This is a genomic window from Sporosarcina sp. FSL K6-1540, from assembly GCF_038620285.1.
GTDB classification, from domain to species: domain Bacteria; phylum Bacillota; class Bacilli; order Bacillales_A; family Planococcaceae; genus Sporosarcina; species Sporosarcina psychrophila.
In genome coordinates, this window is sequence record NZ_CP152018.1 from 2,575,215 (window position 1) to 2,595,514 (window position 20,300).

The 20,300-nt window shown below is 39.1% G+C and carries 17 protein-coding genes; 10 read left to right on the plus strand and 7 right to left on the minus strand.

The genetic code is table 11. The features are described from left to right. Window positions 1-448 precede the first annotated feature (448 nt). On the minus strand, window positions 449-1,660 hold the full coding sequence (locus MKY15_RS12140; RefSeq protein ID WP_342537653.1) for an IS110 family transposase: 1,212 nt from the start codon (window positions 1,658-1,660) through the stop codon (window positions 449-451). A 467-nt stretch (window positions 1,661-2,127) separates the two neighbouring features. Between MKY15_RS12140 and MKY15_RS12145 the strand changes: the two genes are divergently transcribed. Further along, the gene (locus MKY15_RS12145) at window positions 2,128-2,622 is read left to right on the plus strand and encodes a hypothetical protein (RefSeq protein ID WP_187046750.1); all 495 of its coding nucleotides are present in this window, start codon (window positions 2,128-2,130) and stop codon (window positions 2,620-2,622) included. Between the two features lie 595 nt (window positions 2,623-3,217). Here the strand turns inward: MKY15_RS12145 and MKY15_RS12150 are convergent. After that, entirely contained in the window at window positions 3,218-4,198 is a 981-nt protein-coding gene (locus MKY15_RS12150) for an iron-siderophore ABC transporter substrate-binding protein (RefSeq protein ID WP_187046751.1), read from the minus strand. 510 nt (window positions 4,199-4,708) lie between these two features. Then, window positions 4,709-6,124: a metallophosphoesterase family protein gene (locus tag MKY15_RS12155; RefSeq protein WP_342537654.1), complete on the minus strand. Its 1,416-nt coding sequence runs from the start codon at window positions 6,122-6,124 to the stop codon at window positions 4,709-4,711. 630 nt (window positions 6,125-6,754) lie between these two features. On the opposite strand from MKY15_RS12155, the gene MKY15_RS12160 reads away from it, so the two are divergent. Both MKY15_RS12160 and MKY15_RS12165 read left to right on the plus strand, forming a co-directional pair. Then, window positions 6,755-7,396 carry a YfbR-like 5'-deoxynucleotidase gene (locus MKY15_RS12160; protein WP_067206211.1) on the plus strand — a complete coding sequence of 214 codons (642 nt, stop codon included), beginning with the start codon at window positions 6,755-6,757 and terminating at the stop codon, window positions 7,394-7,396. A gap of 203 nt (window positions 7,397-7,599) precedes the next feature. Continuing rightward, complete coding sequence (locus MKY15_RS12165; protein WP_187046753.1) at window positions 7,600-8,109, plus strand: YfiT family bacillithiol transferase; 510 nt, start codon at window positions 7,600-7,602, stop codon at window positions 8,107-8,109. A 205-nt stretch (window positions 8,110-8,314) separates the two neighbouring features. On the opposite strand, the gene MKY15_RS12170 is transcribed toward MKY15_RS12165, so the two are convergent. Then, on the minus strand, window positions 8,315-10,390 hold the full coding sequence (locus MKY15_RS12170; protein WP_342537655.1) for a carbohydrate-binding domain-containing protein: 2,076 nt from the start codon (window positions 10,388-10,390) through the stop codon (window positions 8,315-8,317). Between the two features lie 290 nt (window positions 10,391-10,680). Here MKY15_RS12170 and MKY15_RS12175 point away from each other — a divergent pair, with 290 nt between their 5' ends. The 4 genes from MKY15_RS12175 to MKY15_RS12190 all read left to right on the plus strand — a co-directional run bounded on the left by MKY15_RS12175 (window position 10,681) and on the right by MKY15_RS12190 (window position 14,238). Continuing rightward, the gene (locus MKY15_RS12175) at window positions 10,681-11,367 is read left to right on the plus strand and encodes a response regulator transcription factor (RefSeq protein ID WP_340741560.1); all 687 of its coding nucleotides are present in this window, start codon (window positions 10,681-10,683) and stop codon (window positions 11,365-11,367) included. Further along, on the plus strand, window positions 11,360-12,658 hold the full coding sequence (locus MKY15_RS12180; RefSeq protein ID WP_340741561.1) for an ATP-binding protein: 1,299 nt from the start codon (window positions 11,360-11,362) through the stop codon (window positions 12,656-12,658). Before MKY15_RS12175 ends, MKY15_RS12180 begins: the two co-directional genes overlap by 8 nt. Before the next feature lie 115 nt (window positions 12,659-12,773). Then, on the plus strand, window positions 12,774-13,583 hold the full coding sequence (locus MKY15_RS12185; protein ID WP_342537656.1) for a polyphosphate polymerase domain-containing protein: 810 nt from the start codon (window positions 12,774-12,776) through the stop codon (window positions 13,581-13,583). Beyond that, window positions 13,552-14,238: a DUF4956 domain-containing protein gene (locus tag MKY15_RS12190; protein WP_340741562.1), complete on the plus strand. Its 687-nt coding sequence runs from the start codon at window positions 13,552-13,554 to the stop codon at window positions 14,236-14,238. The genes MKY15_RS12185 and MKY15_RS12190 overlap by 32 nt, the downstream gene beginning before the upstream one ends. Window positions 14,239-14,775: 537 nt before the next feature. Here the strand turns inward: MKY15_RS12190 and MKY15_RS12195 are convergent. Continuing rightward, window positions 14,776-17,160: a polyprenyl synthetase family protein gene (locus MKY15_RS12195; protein ID WP_342537657.1), complete on the minus strand. Its 2,385-nt coding sequence runs from the start codon at window positions 17,158-17,160 to the stop codon at window positions 14,776-14,778. A 345-nt stretch (window positions 17,161-17,505) separates the two neighbouring features. Here MKY15_RS12195 and MKY15_RS12200 point away from each other — a divergent pair, with 345 nt between their 5' ends. The 3 genes from MKY15_RS12200 (at window position 17,506) to MKY15_RS12210 (ending at window position 18,774) form a co-directional block, all read left to right on the plus strand. Further along, window positions 17,506-17,823, plus strand: coding sequence for a general stress protein (locus MKY15_RS12200; protein WP_067206226.1), 318 nt, complete (start codon window positions 17,506-17,508; stop codon window positions 17,821-17,823). Beyond that, the gene (locus MKY15_RS12205) at window positions 17,783-18,151 is read left to right on the plus strand and encodes a hypothetical protein (RefSeq protein ID WP_342537658.1); all 369 of its coding nucleotides are present in this window, start codon (window positions 17,783-17,785) and stop codon (window positions 18,149-18,151) included. The genes MKY15_RS12200 and MKY15_RS12205 overlap by 41 nt, the downstream gene beginning before the upstream one ends. A gap of 125 nt (window positions 18,152-18,276) precedes the next feature. Continuing rightward, window positions 18,277-18,774, plus strand: coding sequence for an LURP-one-related family protein (locus MKY15_RS12210; protein ID WP_340741565.1), 498 nt, complete (start codon window positions 18,277-18,279; stop codon window positions 18,772-18,774). A 26-nt stretch (window positions 18,775-18,800) separates the two neighbouring features. Here the strand turns inward: MKY15_RS12210 and MKY15_RS12215 are convergent, their stop codons facing one another. After that, complete coding sequence (locus MKY15_RS12215; RefSeq protein WP_187046761.1) at window positions 18,801-19,211, minus strand: hypothetical protein; 411 nt, start codon at window positions 19,209-19,211, stop codon at window positions 18,801-18,803. A 224-nt stretch (window positions 19,212-19,435) separates the two neighbouring features. Further along, window positions 19,436-20,128: a hypothetical protein gene (locus MKY15_RS12220; RefSeq protein ID WP_342537659.1), complete on the minus strand. Its 693-nt coding sequence runs from the start codon at window positions 20,126-20,128 to the stop codon at window positions 19,436-19,438. Between the last annotated feature and the right edge of the window lie 172 nt (window positions 20,129-20,300).

Consider the following 20,300-nt stretch of genomic DNA (forward strand, 5'->3'; position numbering starts at 1 on the left):
ATAGTAATGTTTATGCTGATATATGTCAATTAACTGTTAGAATAATCAGCCATCTTGAAGGCGACAATAAAAACCGTTAAGTAATAGGATTTTAAGAAATAGTAGATCCTGGCCATTATCCTTTGAATGATTTAGATCAGTTGATTTTTATTAAAGGGCTTCCCTCGAATAGTATATTGTTTCGCAAACGGGTGCGATTTGTGGCGTAAGCGTCGCTGTTCTTATTAAACTAACAAGTGCTTTAGTGAAAATTCGGCTGTTTTTCATGGCAGCTTTTCTTACGATTAGTCAAGTATCTTAGATAACTTATCTCATTTCCTCTGAAGAAATTTTTTCATGAACATTCATGCATTATGAGGATTTTGATTGTTGATCCACACCAAATAAGCCTAATGACTTTTCGTTTTTTCACAAGGCTTGAATATGTTAAAATGATGCTACGGCTATACTAGGGGGCTAACCTGTAGTCGTAGTTTTGATTATGTGTTACAAGAAAGAAAATCGTCTTTAACAACTTGTTCACGCATGCGATGGAGGCAACCTTATGACATTTATTGTAGGGTTGCGCTTTTAATTTATCGTAATACTCCACGATATGATTTCCACCGAATCGTCGCTGTTTAATCATGTTCTGAACGTTTAGATACATGATTTTACGCAAGTGCTTATTCCCACGTTTATTGATTTTATCTCTCGCTAAAAATTTCCCTGATTGGTATCGTCTAATATCGATACCTGCATATGCGTTTAGCTGTCTGTTGTTGTCAAACCTACGAATGTCGCCAATTTCCGCTATGATTCGGACGGCCGTGTTCGCTCCAATAGCAGGGAGACTACGTAAAATTTCATATTCTTTAAGTTCCTCGGCAAGGGACTCCATTTTGTCGATGCATTGATTCTTCTGAAGAAGGAGCTCTTGATATCGTTTTGCATATACACGTACTTGATCACACAGTACATCAGTTGAAGAGGCGGCTGGGTAAGATTGTTTTGCTGCCTTGAGTAGTTCAACTGCCTTTTCCTCCGCTTTTTTAACGGACAATCGTTTATTTGTATTGGCAAGTATCCGATTTTTAATGACCGTCTTTGATTGATTTATGACAAGATCTGGATGCGGATATAATTGTACTACGTTCAGGAATAGCTCGGATTTGGTTGTGAATATCTTCTCGAGCTCAGGAAAGGTTTCCTGAATGACCTTATGCATTCGGCTCCGGGCGACGCTCAATTCATCGTCCAATTCACTGTAATGCCTAGACATTCGTTTCAGTTGTCTGTAAACATCATCCGACACTGTTTCAATCCGTCTTTCGGTCGTAAAGTGTGTGAGTGCCAATTGATGTGCATCACTTCGATCCGTTTTGTGCATACGCAAAGAATCGCATTGGAGTTTTGCTTCCAAGGGATTTAAAAGACAATACCTGTATTTGTTCTCTATCATAAAACGTTCCAGAGGCCTTGAGTAGACACCTGACGCTTCAAATACGATGTGAGGATGCTCTCCATATCCGTCAATTAAGTCATCGATCAAAACTTTGAGTTCGATGAACTCGGGACGATTGTGCTCGATTTCTTTCTCCAACTCACACTTCTTCAGCGCGTTATAAACGACCATATAGCTCTTTCCCATACTGACATCAAATGCGATGACGTGTTTCATATTCACCCTCCTTGTGTGTTTTAAAGACCTCACCTTCACCTTATCGATTCCCATTTCTTATACACGATCTCGATGGATCCAACATACTTAAACCTGATTCAAATAAGGGGAGTGAAGTAGGTCGGTTTTTTATACGGATTCAAGACCCCAAAGCTGCCACGACCTATTCTTCACCTCTACTATATAAAAAAATAGTAGTGCTAACCAATGCCTTGGTCTGCACTACTGATCTTAGTATGTTTCTTATTGAGATAGTGGAATAAAATACTGTCGTGAACTGGCGTTATGTCAACTTGGTGTGTATGGCGTATACAAGCCCTTTCATCGACCTCCTTCGCCAGCCATAGTATCCAATACTCGTTCTGTCCACATTTTCATCCCCTGTGGTGTAGCGCTGATTTTGCGCTACATATATGACTAACGGGGCTGTTTGGGTTTAATCTACAAAGGAAGGTAAGGTGGGGAAAATGGAGTGGAAGAGTTTTAAACCTGTACAAGGGTATTGTTTGGCTGGAATTTGGTCAAATCAACTGGTTGTTAATCAAAGAGGAAATGAATGGGATTATAGTTTTGGAGATCTAATATTAAATATAAAAAAAGATTTTAAAACGGATGAATCCTGGTACTGGAGATTATTTGGGTCCGAAAATGAAGAGGGGGATGACTTACTAATTATAGAAGAACAGGAAACACCTGAACCCCTCGAATACTTTTACGAAGCTGAATTATCGAAACAACCTATGATAATAGGTTCTAAAATATCTTTAGATCATTCCCTCATTAAGAAGGTAAGTGGTTATGGATTCAAAGATGGCGATTATGAAATCTTAACGACTCTTATTTTTGAACTTGAGAAATTATACGTTACATTTAAAATATCAGGTCCTATCGTAACTGCAAATATAAGTGAAACGGAAATTGAAAAATTGGGAGATTTATTTTTTCTTCTTGAACTTCCATGAAAGTGGAAATACTCTAATTATTAACAATAGCGCATAACAAAAAAGGTCGAAAAAAGATTGGTTCAAACTCTAATGATAATAGTCAAAACAAAGAGAGATACAAGGTCATGATAGAATATATAACCTTTTAGAGGAAGGTCAAGAATATTTCGTTTTATACAAGATACAAAAAAGAATATCAATCTGATTATACATATACTTTTGGACAATTAGGTTTGCCTGAGGGTGCTCAGTTAGTTGGAAATGGCATAATTGATTAAAATATAGCTGTTTAAAATTCCTTGTTCAACCTGCAAAAAGTCTCCCTTTTATGTAAAAAGGGAGACTTTTTTTAACTATTGGAGGTGTCATAAATAGACCGGAAAATGGGACAGGATTGGAGCTATTGATGATTCTCTTGATTTGTTTAAGGTACGTGGATCTGATAAAACCCAAAATTGTTTTAGTATGAGTTACTTTTTTATTTTGAGTCTTATTCCTGGATGACTTACATACAATCACGATACCTCCTTCGCGTTCAAAGGACTGTAAGGTGATGTGAATGTCTAAGGAAAGCGTACTGTCGCACCTTTTTCTTTAGCTTGGTAATTCTCTATCACTCGACGTTTGTTAACTCTTGAACGATCAAATTCAAAGAGTTTTCCTTAATCAGCGGATAATCACTGATGGTCCAATGGGGCACATTGTAGACCTGTCCTGATTTCACAGCGGTGAGGTTTTTCCAGACAGAAGTAGCGGCATACGTCTCTAGATCCGTTTGCGCTTCCAGATCTTCTTCAGAGTTGCCTACTTCTAGGAAAAGATGATCTGGATTAAAAGAAGGCAGTGATTCCAGCGAAATTTGTTCTGCCTTATCAATACTTTCGATTCCGGGAGCAGGGGTGAGTTCCAACCCCGAGAACAGAATTTCCGCAAAGCCATGATTCGGTCCATATAATCGGATGACTTTCGGTTGAATGCGTAAATACATGAACGTTTCACCAGGTTTCACATGTGTAGCGATGAGTTTTCGGGCTTCGTCCAATTTTTGTTCATATTGCTCGATCCATTGCTGCGCTTCCTCTTCCTTTTGCAAGACTACACCCATTTTAATTAGTCCTGTTCGCCAATCATCAGAATTTTCGAGGATCACTGTCGGAGCGATTTTACTCAGATCATCGTTAATCTTGGAATCCCGGGATATGATTAGATCCGGTGCCATTTCCACTAGAGCTTCTAAATTAGCAGAGTCACCAAGCGGAATGACGCCGGACAATGCATCGCTGTCCAAATAAGGAAGCTCTAGAGACCCTATGTATGTAGTGGAAGCATACGGCTTTATGCCAAGTGCCAGCATTTGATCGGCCAGTCTGTAATCGAGTACAACAATTTTCTCCGGCTTTCCTACAATAGTGGTTTGACCGGCGGCATGTTCAATGATCCGCTGCTGTGGCGCGGATGCCGCTTCTTGAATAGTGTCTACTGAGTTTTCTGCTTTGGGAGAGGTACAGCCCGAGAGTAAAAAGAACAGAAGCAGCAAGGATAGGATGATTGGCAATCGTGAACTTGATGAACGATCTAGGTTGTTTTCGTACATGTTAATATAAGTAACCTCCATTATGATTAATTAAGTTTGTCTACTTGATAATGATAATCACTATCAATTATTTAGTCAAGAAGAGATTATCCTGAGTAAGATAAATACAGGCCATTTTTAAGCTCTATAAACGGGCGTTATGTCTACTAGGGGTGCATGTAGCACCCTACTTGAATTAAAGAAGTGGATATATTAAAGTGTGTTTAAAAAACTTACCGATCTAACACAATCTAACTATGTAGATTCACAAAAACAGCTTCATCCCTTGTGTATCAAGGGATGAAGCTGTTTTTTTAGCCGTTTACTAAAAAGCAGTTACGTTAATGAAAGAATTTGTTGTAGAAATCAAGACTTAATATAGCAAGCAAGAAAAAAAGGTCGGTGTTTACACACAGAAACTGTTCGTAAAATTGTACTTTTACGAACAGTTTCATATTGCATGTTTAAAAGGATGCTATTAATATAGATTGCTATTTACTTTTTCAATGTCCTTTTGTACTGAAAGGGCTATTATTTCTTGATAATCCCAAATTGATCGACAATGTAAGGTTCTGCATTATTTTTGCTTTGATCGATCTCGTAAGTTATTGCAGTCAATTTGTCTTTATTAATAGTGATACCGACGAAGTTTTGAATTTGGCCGCGTACTGGACGGCGGTTATCGTTCGGATCTGGACCATAGATAGCTGCATGATTCTCATCTGCCACTTCAAAGAGATTATAGTAAGCTGATCCAAGTTCGGGCGCTTGATTTTTGTAATACACTTTTGGTCCAGCTGTAGCAGGTATCAAAAAAATCGTACCATCTGGATTTACGGTATATTCTACGGTTTGTCCTTTTTTAGTCCAAATAATTTTTTCGGTTTCTGAAGCCGTACCATCACTCTTGATAGGCTTAGTACGTGCATAGATATGGTCATGTCCTTGAAGAACAAAGTCGATGTCTAGTTCCGCCATGAGTGGTGCCACCTGATTTCTCACACCGTTTGGATCTAGGATATCATCATCTGTTGCATGGTTAGATGTCGTGTAAGGACCCTTGTGAATATTGACAATAACCCACTTAGCTCCATCAGCTTTGGCTGCCTTCACATCATCCTTCAACCATTCAATTTGCTCTTCTGAAAAATTGGCGTATTTTTCGGAGTCTTCGTTGCTATTAAGTACGACAAAGTGAGCGTTACTATAATCGTAAGAATAATAAGCACCTGTCTCAGTTGCAGAATTTTCAGGTGTATCAAAGTTAAAATGATCGATAAAAGCAAAATTTTCATCCTCGTGATTCCCTGCGGATGGTGCAAACGTCGTGTTTAGCAAACTTTCCTGTGAATGTCCTAGAAGCCAATCCCATTGTTCCTCTTTGACTCCATCGTCAACTAAGTCGCCATTGTGAACAATGAACTCAGCATTAGGGACAGTATCTAGAGCCTTAGAGATAGTCTGGGATGAAAGAATTGCTTCATCTTCTGTTTTAGCCTGGGTATCAGCCAAATCAATAAATGTAAAAGTTCCATCTTTTGGAGATGTCTTAAATGAACCCATTTCACTCCAGTTATTGAGTTCTTCATCTCCAACACGGAAGTAGTATTCAGCATCTGCTTTAAGCCCAGTTGCTTCAGCTTTGTGTACATACTCTTTCTTGGAATTAGTAGAGAGGGAAGCAGTACCTGAAAATTTCAAGGCTTTATTAAAATCAGGTTTCTTCGCTCCTTTCCTTTTCACTACCTGCAAATCACTATTCTTGTAATCTAGTGATGTATACCAAGTGAGTCCCTTAGAATTGGTCGTATCCCCTTTAAATGTGACAGTTACCTTGCTGACTTCAGTATGATTTGGACTATCTGTTGCAAAAGAGAGCGTACTGCCAACTCCGCCCACTATGGATAAAGCTAGGGCAACTGAGATGATTTTTTTTTTGATTTTCAAGAAGATCATCCTCCAATTATATTGTAATAGTCCATCCTCATGGACAGTAATTTCACTATAACATTTTAATATATAAGGTTTGTTAACCCTATATATTGATAGTGTAAAGAATTGTTAATACTATTTTATTTGTTAATCCGGAATAATAGTGGGGTAACTGAATAAAAACTACGTCCTTCAGATTCGGGCCAGATAGTCGAAGAAAAAAGGGAATTAGAAGGTTCCTTTTGAAAGTTAAAGGGTTAGATAGTCCTTTTAAAATACTGAGAAGGAGTGAAGATTCTGAAAAAATGGCAATAATAATCAAAAATAGAAGTTGGTCTTTTTGTATTTGTAAAAAGGAAACAATCCAGATGCCCCAGTTAATCATAATAGTGAGAAGTAGCAGAACAGACTACCGAAGCACGTCAATTTGACTAAATTGACCGATTAAATTCTTTGTTGTATGTTGTTAATCCCTTTCCTGCATAATTTAGTTAGAATTAGGGAAAGTAATTATAGACAGTGCTTAAAGTGAACATAGCTCTGTTTTTTTAAAAAAACGTGTTATTCTAGTCGTAAATATGAACGTCTGTATGACTATTTTTTTTATACGAAAGCCCTGAAAAATATAGAAAGGTGATGAGTAGGATGGGTGTACATCAATATTTTAAAAGTTTATCTGATTTAGAACAAATTATTCGTTGTCCAGGAAAGTTCAAATATCAGGAGCATTCCGTCGCCAGTCATTCATTTAAGGTGACAAAAATTGCGCAATTTCTTGGAACAGTCGAAGAGGAATCTGGGCAGAAAGTGGATTGGAGAATCTTGTATGAAAAAGCATTGAACCATGATTACGCGGAACTTTTTACAGGAGATATTAAGACGCCTGTAAAATATGCATCGAAAGAGTTGAAGCAACTCTTCAGTGAAGTAGAGGAAGAAATGACAAGAAAGTTTGTAGAAAAGGAACTTCCAATTGAGTTTCAAGCCATTTATTTGGAACGACTTAAAGAAGGTAAAGATGAGACATTGGAGGGGCGCATTTTATCTGTGGCTGATAAAGTTGATTTGCTTTATGAAGCATTTGGTGAGATTCAAAAGGATAATCCAGAACCATTGTTTTTAGAGATATACGAAGAAGCATTAAGGACAATACTGCTGTTTCAAGATATGAACTGTGTAGAATACTTCCTAGAACATATTCTTACGGATATGCTTAGTGAACGATTTACTGAACATGGGGAGTTAACGGGCATTGCAATGCGGATAATTGAAGAACACGGAGGTTGATAAAATACATAAAAATGTCCAGTTCTAAAGCAAACTAACGTACAAGGCTAAACTTCCACAAACGGGCCATTTTCTTGAATAACACTGACAACGGTTTTCTGTCTGGCTTAATTGCGGGAGGCATCCCCAAGCGATGTTGAGAGGATTCTTTATGTCAACATATATAGAAAGAGAAATAACGAATTTGGAAAAGGGGATTGAAAATGGATGTAAGATTTCCAATTGGAGAATTACAAGTTCCTGAAAAAGGTACAGTAGAAAATAGTCAAGAATGGCTAAAGGAAATCGAAACTTACACGATTCGATTAAGAGAAACTGTTGATCCATTATGTGATGATGAGTTAAGCAGAACATATCGGGATGGTAGCTGGACAGTTCGTCAACTTGTTCATCACATTGCAGACTCTCAGTTGAACATGTATCAACGTTTGAAGCTGGCTTTAACAGATGAGAATCCAACAGTACCAGATTTTGATCAAGAAAAGTGGGCCATTCAACCGGATACAAAGCTTCCAATAGAAAGTTCGATTAAAATGTTAGAAGGTATAAATGAGCGCATCGTATCTTTAGGATATAGTTTAACTGAAGAGCAATTAAATCGAGCTTTTACACACCAGAAGAACGGTGAAATAACAGTTGCGACAAAAGTTGCAAAATTAGCTTGGCACGAAGAGCACCACTTAGCCCATATAAAAATTGCATTATCAAAATAATACAAGATGTATGGAATTGGCTTATCAAACTCCGATAAGCCATTTTTATGTAACGATGTTAATTAGCCTGTGAATTGACATGCCAATTAAGCATGAAATAACTACAAATATTGATATAATAATAAAAAGAAGGGACTAAAACCATCACGGTTTTGAGTCCCTTTTCTATTGTTTCTAAATGGTTTGGACCTCTGAAGAGAACCCTTTAATTTATTATATAGATCTTTTTTATATTTCCTTTTCCTTCTGGCTCCATACCCTCGGGAGCTTTCATCCCTTCTGGTGGCTCCATCATCCCTTCAGGTCGTTCCATACCTTCGGGAGCTTCCATACCTTCGGGAGCTTCCATCCCTTCCGGTGGAACCATATCCCCGTGCGCTCCCTTACCACCTGGACCTCCCATACCGCCAGGACCAGAAGTTTTTGCAGTGGTGATTCCAGATTCATCAAGCCATGTTACGGTGTCTGAAATTGTGAACTCCACAACTTTCGTGCCGCCTTGATAGTCACCATCTTCAAAAAGACCATCACTTTCATTACCAGACGTTGTCCCTTCTGAGTAAAGGGTATAGGAAGCATCTTTCGTTAGTTTTGGCAAACTAATGACGACCGATTGATAGTCTTTTGCGGGCGCAAATGTCACAATCTCATTTCCTTCGCTATCTTCTAGATGCAGTTTGGTTCCTGCAGATTGTGTCTCCGGATAAGTCATCAAGATCGTATGCTGTGATGAGTCTTCTGAAGTGGCCATCGCCATACCAGAACTTCCAGTAGCGATGAGAACTCCGCCACTTATTTCAAAGTCTTCGTCATAATCCAAAGCACCATTGCCATTATTCGTAGGTCCATTAACGATCACGGTACCGCCTGTCATGGATATGGAACCATTTGAATCGAGTCCATCACCGGCTGCATCGACATAAACATAGCCACCATTTATTGAAAGCAGAGGATCTTTCGCTTGTTCAGTAGTCGTGTCAGAATTATCGTCGGCTTCGCTAATGTTAATGCCATCATCAGTTGCTTTAACATGAATTTTCCCGTCCAAGATTGTGATTGAATTACTTTCTATCCCTTCATTACTCTTCGTGATGTCGATGTTCCCGCCTTTGATCAGAATGGACGTATCTGCATGAATGCCGTCATCGCCGGTAGCCATTTTCAAATCGCCACCAGTTATGGTGATCGAGTTGTCGCTGTGTATCGCATCATCTAATGAATCCAGTTGAAAGCTTCCCCCGCCAATTGCCACTTCTTCATTTGCCTTAAGCCCTTTGCCACTAGATGTCTCAGAGCTAGCGTCAGTTGTGCTTGTTTCCGTTTCTCCAGGGGTAGGCCGACCCATTTCAGCATTTGCTATTTTTTCAGGACTGCCGCCACCAGATGAAATGTTGAACTCTCCGTCTGCGATTAGAAGTGAAGTCTCAGCCTGAATGCCATCATCAGCTGCCTTGATATCGAAACTGCCTCCTTCAATGGCGATGACCCCTTTTGAAGCATCTTTGTCATTCGTGGACTTCATGCCGTCGCCACTCGCTTCGATACGGATATTGCCATCTTTAACAGCGAGGAGGTCTTTTCCCTTTAATCCATCATCAGCTGAATTAATTTGGATTGTTCCTCCTGTAATTTTCAATTCGTCTTTACTGGTGATTCCGTCGTTGTAATTGCCTTGCACGATTAGTTTCCCACTGCCGTTAATGGTGAGATCGTCTTTGCTGAATAACGCTGCATTTGGCTCATCTTCCTCTGAATTCTCATAAACATACTTAGATCCGTCGGATAAAACGTTTTCAGTCCCTTCTTCTAATGAAACAATCGTTTTTTCTGCTTGTTTCACGTAGATTGCTGAAGTAGAGGAAGAATGGATTTCCGCACCATTCAAAACGAGCCGAACGATGCCATCGTCTTCTGTGTCCACAATGAGTTGCCCATCATCCAGTTTTCCTTGGATTTCATACACGCCTGAAGTTGTTATCGTGACGATGCTTTTGTCGATGACTACTCCGCCATCCCCTTCAAAGCTGGCACCACTTCCATTCAACTGAATAGACGTTGCGTTTTCCCAATCCTCGTAAAAATCTTCATCGGAATAGCTTACATACTCGCTAATAACACTAGCTATTTCTTGATCCCCAATCGTACTTAAGCTTTCACCTTTTGCAGTAGACGCATTATTGGTACTTACCTTTTCTGAATCATTGCTGCAAGCAAACAAAGATGCGGTGAACATAAGAGAGGCGGCTACCTTCATAAATTTAGAATTTTGTTTTTTCAACATAAGCTCCTTCTTGCAAATGAAATTTCATCCGTTTTTCAGATGATGTTTTGCTAAGAACCCTATTATTTAGGATGAACCTTAAACAAAGCTTAAAAAAGGAAATGCGAAATTAAAGTTTGCTTTTATTTCAGTTGGACCTATAATCTATCGTAACGATATCAATCACGCCTCGGCGTGATTGCGTCCAGATTTTGAAGGCATATCTAGCATTCATCTCACCACTTATAGAAGTGGGGGACTTCTGTTGAATTAAGTTAAAACGTTGATAAATGATACAAGGGGGGCACTATATGAAATTACTAATCATTGAAGATGACAAGTATCTCTCTGAATCAATATGTGAAACAACAAAGGAAATGTTCGATACCGAGCAGGCTTTCGATGGAGAGGAAGGACTGTTTCTTGCACAGCAAAATATTTTTGATGTAATTATTTTAGATATTATGCTTCCGTATATGAACGGTTATGAGGTATTAGAAAATTTGAGAAAGCAAAATATCACGACTCCTGTCATTATGCTGACAGCCAAAGATGGAATTGATGACAAGATTAAGGGTTTTAAAATGGGAGCAGACGACTATTTAGTGAAACCTTTCCATCGAGAAGAACTATTAGTTCGGCTAGAGGCAATGATAAGGAGATCAGGAGGTTTATTAAAGGAAAATATTCTAACTTTTAAGGAACTACATTTGAATATCAAAAATAAAACTGTGGAAATTAATGGGGAAACACTTAAATTGAATGGAAAACAATTTGATTTACTGGAGTATTTGATGAACAATAAAAACGCTATTTTGACTAAGGAACAGATTTTTGATCGAATTTGGGGATTTGAGTCTGATACTTCTACAACAGTTGTAGAGGTGTACGCCAGTAATTTACGAAAAAGTCTCAAGAAGTTTGGTTATGATCAATACATCAAAACCTTCCGTGGGCTAGGTTATATGCTGGAAGACCATGGTGAAGGGAATGTTTAATAAACTAATTTTCAAGAAACAGCAGCTAAAATTTATGATTTTCAACTTGATTGCTTTTACTGTGATTTTCACGATCTTTAGTATTATCATTTTCGGCCAAGTTCAAAATACATTATTTTCGAAGACAGACGAGGAACTGTTATCATTTCAAGAAATGATGACAGATAACAATCCAAAGGGGTTACGGCCGCCTCTTAAAGATGGAGACTTAGATCAGCCTGTGCCGGATGAAGAAAGACGGAAAAATGCACCAAATCCCAGGGTGATTGTCATGCATTGGGATAACGCAGGAAATATACGTAATGAAAATGAAATCGGAACCTTATTTTATGAAAACTATCTAACCGATTATAAGCTGGATAAAACAACTATGGACAAAATTACAATGACGAAAATCAGTGAACTGTATCACTTTAGATATATTCTTTTTGAATACCATAATGATGAGGATGAAATTGCCTATACACAACTGATGATCAACGTGGATGCTGAACAAACCATCATTTCCAACTTTGAGAAACTGTTCATTATCTGGTCGGTCATCTTCATCGTCCTCTCTATTTCTGCAAGTTTCATCTTATCTAAAAAGATGATGAAACCAATTATTCATTCTTGGAATAAGCAGGCGGAGTTTGTTGAAAATGCTTCACATGAACTCAGGACGCCTTTGACGATTATTCAAAATAAGCTGGAGCTTCTCCTAACAGCACCGCAAGAAAGAATTTCAGATAGGTTTGAAAATATAGCCCTAAGCTTGTCTGAAACAAGGCGTTTGTCCAAACTCACTTCGGATTTATTGACCTTGGCAAGAGCAGATTCGGCAGAAACACAGATTATGAAGCAATCCATTCATATCGATACATTCATCCGAAGCGTATGTACGCCTTATAAGGAAATTGCTGAGTCGCAGGATAAGCATTTTTCGCTAAATTGTCAAAGCCCTTTTACTATAGAAGCAGATGAAACTCGGCTGCATCAACTGATAGTAATTTTAGTGGACAACGCTTTAAAATATACGAGCGAAAACGATAGTATTCGTGTGAAAACATATGGCGAGGATCAGAAAGTTGTAATTGAAGTGAGCGATACGGGGATCGGGATCAAAGAAGAAAATATCCAATATATTTTCGATCGCTTTTACCGAGAAGACAAAGCCCGAACTAGGGAAACTGGAGGCATGGGCTTAGGATTGTCCATCGCCCAGTGGATCGTATCGATGCACAATGGAACGATTCATGTGATAAGTAACCAGAATAAAGGAACCACTTTTATAGTCAAACTTCCAAAGTAAGAGATCACATCATCGTGATCTCTTTTTTTGTGTTGTTAAATTGTTTTAAGGTTTGTTTAAGGTTCTTCTTTTAGTATTTAGTTCATAGAGCGACAGCAAAAAGGAGTAGATAGATATGGCGATCGAAATCTTCAGTCGGCAAGAGCAAAAGTATTTAATCACTCGCCGCCAATACGAAGAACTTGTGGAACGGATTGGACCGGAGATGCGAAATGATAAGAATGGCGTCGATGGAAAATATTCAGTCACTAGCCTGTACTTTGACAATGCAGAGAAAGGCATTTATTTTGAGACCAAAAACAAACTAAAATACCGCCAGAAATTACGTTTACGCGTATACGACGATGCAAATCTTAAAAGCGTGGCATTTTTTGAAGTGAAGCAGAAACATAAGAAAGTCGTCAATAAAAGACGGATGCTTTTGCCGCTAGGGGAGGCGTATCGCTATTTAGAGGAAGACGGTCAAGCGGGCTTGGATCACTACAAAACGTCCAATTCGCAAGTCATGAAGGAAATTGATTACTTCCGTAAGTTCTATCAGTTACGTCCCGAAATGGTCGTATCGTATAGCCGTCACGCATTGCACGGTATTCATGATTCAGAACTGCGAATTACCTTCGATTTCGACTTACGTTGCCGTAAAGAAGATCTGCATATCGAGAATGGTTCGTACGGAACGCATTTCATCGATCCAGATCTCGTCGTGTTAGAAGTGAAAGTCGATCACAGTGTGCCGCTTTGGCTAACACGTATTTTACAGGAGCTTCAGTGTGAGCAGCGCAGTGCATCAAAGTTTTGTACCAGTATGGAACTGCTGAGTGGAGATGTATTACCCCAGGCAGGATACTTTGAACCGAAAGAATTGGAAAAACAACTAACAGGAGGAATAGAAAATGGCTCAGATCACGAACTTGTTTTCATCTAATGGATTGGAAGGAGCCACTCCGACCATGTGGATGAGTATTACCGCGATGGCACTTGCTGCGGTCCTCAGTTTAATCATTACGAAAGTGTATCAAATTACATTTACAGGAGAGCGCTATTCACAAGCGTTCGTCCATACAATCATTATGATGAGTGTTGTCGTGTCAGTTGTTATGAACGTAGTAAGCGGAAATGCCGGTGTGGCGTTTGGTTTATTCGCCGTATTCTCCCTCATCCGCTTCCGAAGTGCCGTGACGAACGCCAAGGATATCGCCTACATCTTTTTCGGATTATGTGTCGGGATGACAGCAGGACTGTTTCAATTCCCTCTGGCCATTGCATTGACGTTATTCTCCAGTCTGATTTTCTATATACTATACAAAGTGGACTATGGAAAAGGGAAAGATATGCAAATCCTTAAAGTAACTGTCCCTGAAAATCTAAATCACGAAAATTTATTCGACGATATCTTGAATGAAAAAACCGAATACTTCCAACTTCGACAAGTTGAAACAACGAACTTGGGGACGATGATTCTCTATACATTTGCCATCCGAAGCAAGACCGATACAAAAGATCAGGACTTGCTGAATGAAATTCGTGTACGCAACGCGAATTTGAAAGTATCCCTATCTTATCTTGAGATGCGAGACTGAACTGTAAGACCGAATTATGAAAAAAGCCGTCTACTACGATTTTTAAAAATCGAGGAGACGGCTTTTTTTTCTTGCTGTACTTTAATGTTTATAGTTTGGCCACAGCAGGTAATGATCAAAACCTTAAGGGACAATTCTCCCCCTCCATGTTAAAGACTTGGAAGCTTTGGTTGGACACTTTGCCGAGTTCGTTGGACAGCTATGGGCTTTGGTTGTAGACTTCGAAGAGTTTGTTGGAAACCTCGTTGTTAGTAGGACACTTTGAAGCTTTGGTAGGACACTTGGCCGAGTTCGTTGGATAGCTCTGGGCTTTGGTTGTAGATTTCGAAGAGTTTGTTGGAAACCTCGTTGTTAGTAGGGCTCTTTGAAGCTTTGGTAGGACACTTTGCCAAGTTCGTTGGACAGCTCAGGGCTTTGGTTGTAGACTTCGAAGAGTTTGATAGAAACCTCGTTGTTGGTAGGACACGCGGCTGAGTTCGTTGGACAGCTCTGGGCTTTGGTTGTAGACTTCGAAGAGTTTGTTGGAAACCAACAAACTCAATGGTCTCGGTTCACGAGATAATTCAATAAATGCTTCAAAAAAGTCGTATTACGTGGAATTTCTTGTAACGTTTCCATTGCAAAACAATAATGTTCCCACATCGCTTTTCTGGCACCGATAGCACCTAGGATTGATACAAATGTCGTATTGTTGTTTTCAGCATCTTTTCCAATGGGTTTCCCGAGTACGTTCTGATCTCCTTCCACATCAAGCAGATCATCCTTAATCTGAAATGCAATGCCGGCATGACGGGAGAATCTTTTCAAAGCTTCCATTTCCAACTCCGTTGCATTGGCAAGAATTGCAGGCATTATAAGAGAAGCTTCAAATGCGATCCCAGTCTTATAAAAGCACATCGTATTCAATTGTTCCAGCGTCAATTGTTTCCCTCTGGAATCCAAGTCCATCGCCTGTCCTCTACACATATCCCCTACGATTTGAGACGAATATCGAATCAAGCGTAGTACGGTTTTCGGATCGTACTGGTCAAGAGATGTTTGTTCTTCAACCGCTTTTTGGGTCAGGAAAAGTCCAGTTAATTCAGCTGTGGCAACGTCATACACCTGATGTAAGGTTGGACGCCCTCTACGCTTGGGCGCATTATCTTGGGATGGCATATCATCAAAAATGAGGGATGCCGTATGCATATATTCCAATGATCTCAGAAGCGGGACGATAGATGACTTATCCAATCCATATTCGTTCACACCCATGACCCAAGTCATGATTGGCCTTAGTCGCTTTCCATCACTTTTCAGACTGTAATTTGCCGCATCGATTATCGGTTCACTCATCGAAGAGGTATTTCCTATTTCGGAAATAGATAATACGTCGTTGATCTGGTCACGTACAGTTTCGATTGTAACTAAAAAGGCTTCCTGCTCTTTCCGTTCACTTTTCAGATTCGTAATCATATGATCTCGAAGCAGTTTATCAAAGAAATCCACATCATCCGCTTTTCGAACCATACGTTGGATGACTTTGTTGAATGTAGGATTTCCCGAAGCAAATAACTTCATAACTTCGTTGTATTTATTAGTGCCCATTCGTTTTTTTAATCGTTTCAGCCCGTTTATGGCACGATCGAGTATCACCTCACGCGTCTTGCTATCAGAGCGATAGACATTATGGATCAAATTATAGATGACTGCCCAGTACAATTCAAAGGGATTTATGAGGTCCGAGCGCTTATCGTGATATTTCAAATAATAGGTATAGGGTGTTACTCTTTCTTCATTTAAGTCATCAAACATATCCGCAAAATCATCCGCTAGCTGGTTGTAAATGCCATATAAAAATGTTCGGTTATGGAAGCCCTCATCCTCAGGAGCACTTATGACTGAACGGGTAATCAAGCGTGAAGAAGAGGATTTTAAAATGACAGGTATATAAAGTTCTTCATTGGTGTAATTCGCATTGGATAGAACCTTTACGCGATCCACTTCCTGGGAATTGAAAAACACATAAGACTGCTCGAAAAAACTTTTTCTTGTCTCTGGTCGTTGAAGGCTCTTAATATACTCAAAGGCATCTCGGAGTTCCGAATGGGCAAATCTGATGAATTCCGCGTTTTTTCCAGTCCACTGATCCAATTCAGGAACAGATCCTGTGATAAGTGTGGACCGTATTAAATCGGAATATCGTTTTTTCTCTTGATTTGATAAAACACCGGCATCCAGAAGGTCGTCAATGAATGGATACGTCAGACCATAGGAATACCCCAGCCTAATCGCTTCTTCGAGCTTCCGGGTACGTTCTTCAGGCGTAATCTCAGCGTCCATCTCTTCAACCACATGCAGGATGACCCCGACTATGATTTTGATAAGTTTCCGCTTGGCTTCCTCAGCATCCATCCCCTCTGGAATATGGGATGATACAGTCTTTAATTTGTCCATCACCCAGATCATGGTGGATTCAACGCCTTCCTTCTGGGCAAGCCGATACATCCCAGCCATAGTAAACATCTCCAATTTACTTCCAGGGTTTTTCGGATTGGAATCAATTAGGTGATTTTTTAAACTATCAACTGTACGTTGAACCCTGGCCTGTGTGTCAGGTGAGTCCAAGGCTTTACCCAAATCTCGCATGTAAATATAGGAAATGCTCCGATCCAAATAATTATCTAGTTTACCTGTGTAATCCAGCCATTGGATATAAGTGTGATACCCCTCTGAACCAGTTTTTCCCTTTCCACGCGAAAAAATAGATAATAACGGGAAAGGATGAATATGGTTCTGTTTCCAAGACTGTATATCTTTTATCAAAACAGGGGCAACCATGTTTTGCACGAGCTGTTCAGAAAGTGATTTAAAATAATGAGCAGCCTCCTGCTCAGCCAACCGATAGCATGCATCGGCATTTTTTAGTAACTTCTCATTCATACTAATCAATACCTCTACTTTAAGTTTTCATATATATGTATGCAATATTGATCAAATCAATGTTAATAATCTAAACACTATCCCAAACTTTTCACAAAAACTAAATTTATTTTATTCAAAATAACATTTTCATCATAAGAAAGCTATACACAGCCTCTAACAATCCTACGATTTACCATTGCTCCTTACTCAATTTCTCTATCCAACACTAACACTTTTTTATTGAATATTTCAGCTGGGGGCTTTTCATGATGATATATTACTGGATTTTTGTTGAATAACTCCCGGCTTTTGATGGAACCATGGTAAGCGTAAAATAATAAAAATCTTAGAAGGCAAATTGATATGGCTTACAAAAAGTTTGTAGGCACATTCCAAAATGAAACTGAGGTTTTGAATAAGATCGACGAGTTAAAAACACAGGGGTATTCTGATAATGATATTTACATTGTGAGAAATGATGCGGATGTGATCGGTTTTTTATACCGTTACAATTACTATAATAAAGAAACAGATATGCCGGGCCTATTAGAAATAAATATCGTAAAACATCGCAACTGTACAAGACCTGTTTCAGTTGGCCCATCGGACTTTTTGGGCAATTGCCGAGGGGGAAGTGAAAGTGGAGGAAGATTCCGAATTACTGGATGCCATCGACTATGACGACGAGGCAATTTCGAAAATGGTTGCACGAAATCAGTTAAGTATTGGCAAGATTAAGCTGTACGTCATTGAAACTAGAGAGCCAGAACTATTCGCATTTTATTACAGTGAGAATGTTTTGGAAGCGCACGCACTCCATCAGGACATGTTCCGAGAGACGCCAAAACGAATGACCAATGCCTCCCATTTAATGCCGAAGCTTTTTCATTTCGATGAACTGGATGCTGCGAATATATTATACTTCCACCGTAACAAAGTTGTCGCATATCCGAATTATTTAGGACATGCTAGGGCGGGGGAGCGGGTGTTGGCACGGATGCGGGCTTGAGTAGAGTAGCAAGACTATATGTTTTCCCCATATATTTATGGAGAAAGTGAAACGTATTGTCATCCGATACGTAGTAGAGAGAACGGGTTTTACTGAAAAGGGGTTTCTAGTACAGGGGGGATTACATGAGACAGTTGTATATTAAGCAAAAGGTATTTAGTTTGAGCGGCAAGTTTTCGGTGAAGGATCAAGAAGAGAATGAAGTGTATTTCGTAGAAGGAAGCTTTATGCAAATACCGAAGACGTTTTCGATTATGGATGTGGCTTGTCAAGAAGTGGCGATGATCACGAAAAAAACGTTTAGTTTTCTACCGACTTTTTTTGTCGAAGTACATGGCCAAGAAATGGTAACGATAAAGAAGGAATTTTCTTTTTTAAAAGCACGGTATTCAATTGACGTGGCAGGGATAGAAGTACAGGGGAATTGGTGGGATATGGATTTCGAAGTATACCGAAATGGGGAACTGATTGGTGCTGTCAGCAAAAAGTGGTTCACATGGGGCGATAGCTACCAGTTAATAATTGTAGAGGATGAGATGGAACCACTTCTCGTGTCGCTTGTTGTGGCGATTGACTGCGCAAAAGCAGCCCAGTCTGCTGCGGCGGCTGGGGGTGGGGCGTGACCAGACCAGTAAAGTGTCAATGTCAGCTATTTTTTAATAATTAATAGATCATTCTTTGGTGTCAGCATACCGTTCTTTTCGTAATAATTACCTACTTTTCTTGAAAGTACTACCGTTTTTATAGCATGGTTTCCCTTAGCAAATACGAGTAGAAAAATATCTTCTCTAAAATCAATTCCATTAATACTACCCTTAAATTCAACATTCAATGATTCTTCTATGACATCTACTGTTGTATATGGTCCATAGACTGATGCCTTCTCCCAGTCAAAATCGGTTAAAGTAGACAGTGAGATTTCTGTTGTACCACTTTCCGCCTGCTCTAAAATCTTTCTAGCGAGCATGGGATCTTCACTAGCCCTATTAACAAAAAACAAACTAAGTATTAAAGAGGTTAATGCAGCTCCACCAATTAATAAAATCCATTTTCTTAACATAAATTACACCCCTATTAAACTGTGACTTTCTTATTTACAAAAACTACGGCAAGGTAAATAAAAAGAAGATATTCAACGAGATAGATTGACCGTAACAGCAGACGACCGGATAAGCTCAATCGCTTCACCTTTGAGCTACTATCGATCCCCTTTGCTAATACTGCCTAATAGCAACGAAAAGCCTTTATAAAACGTAACATCCCATAAATATTCAAGTCATATTGTTATTTAAATATAAATTTTCTCTTACCATTGTCATTCTGCAATTCAAATAATGTTGGTTTACTAACGAAGCGCTCTAGAAGCTCATAGGCCCTATAATCCGTTATTTCATCAGGAATAGTAATTCCGCTAAATGACGTAGAAGAAATTAATGCATGAAAATCATATCTGAACTCGTAATCACCTGTATAAGCCAGCGCCAACTTACCTTTCCAATCAATTTGATAAGACTGGCCTTCTTCCTTAGTAAACTTAATAATATGATAGGCTGTCGCATCGTGACCGAGCAAATAAACATCAAAGGCAGTCAAATCTAGATTCAAGTTTTTCTGTTCATCCTTGGATAGAAAGTCAATTTCATATGCCTTTCCATCTAGTGTCTCTAGGTCAAATGGTGCCTTATCACTTCCTACATGAAAACCTTTATAATCCCATTCTTGAGATGACATAGTACAACTATGATAGTTGTTCCATACAATCTTAGCGCGCCAATCGTCTACTTCTTCATCGTCATTCTCATCTAAATCTAAATCTTCCTCATAATAATCTGCAGTTTCCAAATGTAAATCGAAATACAATCCTGTTCTTTCTTTCAATACTTCCTCTTCTTCATATTTGAAATGTGCACTCCACTTAAAGTTGATTATTCGATGACCATTAGGCCAAGGATTGTCTACAAAATAAATTCGATCCATAATTATAGTCCTCCCTTTTCATCGTAATTAGTCTATCCTACCTTGTCTCCTTCTTATTAAACTACCTTGCCATGTAAGTTGAATAATTAATTTCACCACATAAATCCAATCCACTTATTGAACTATTCTGCTCTTTTAGTTGAATAAGAAAAGGGTGCTTAACCCCTAATTG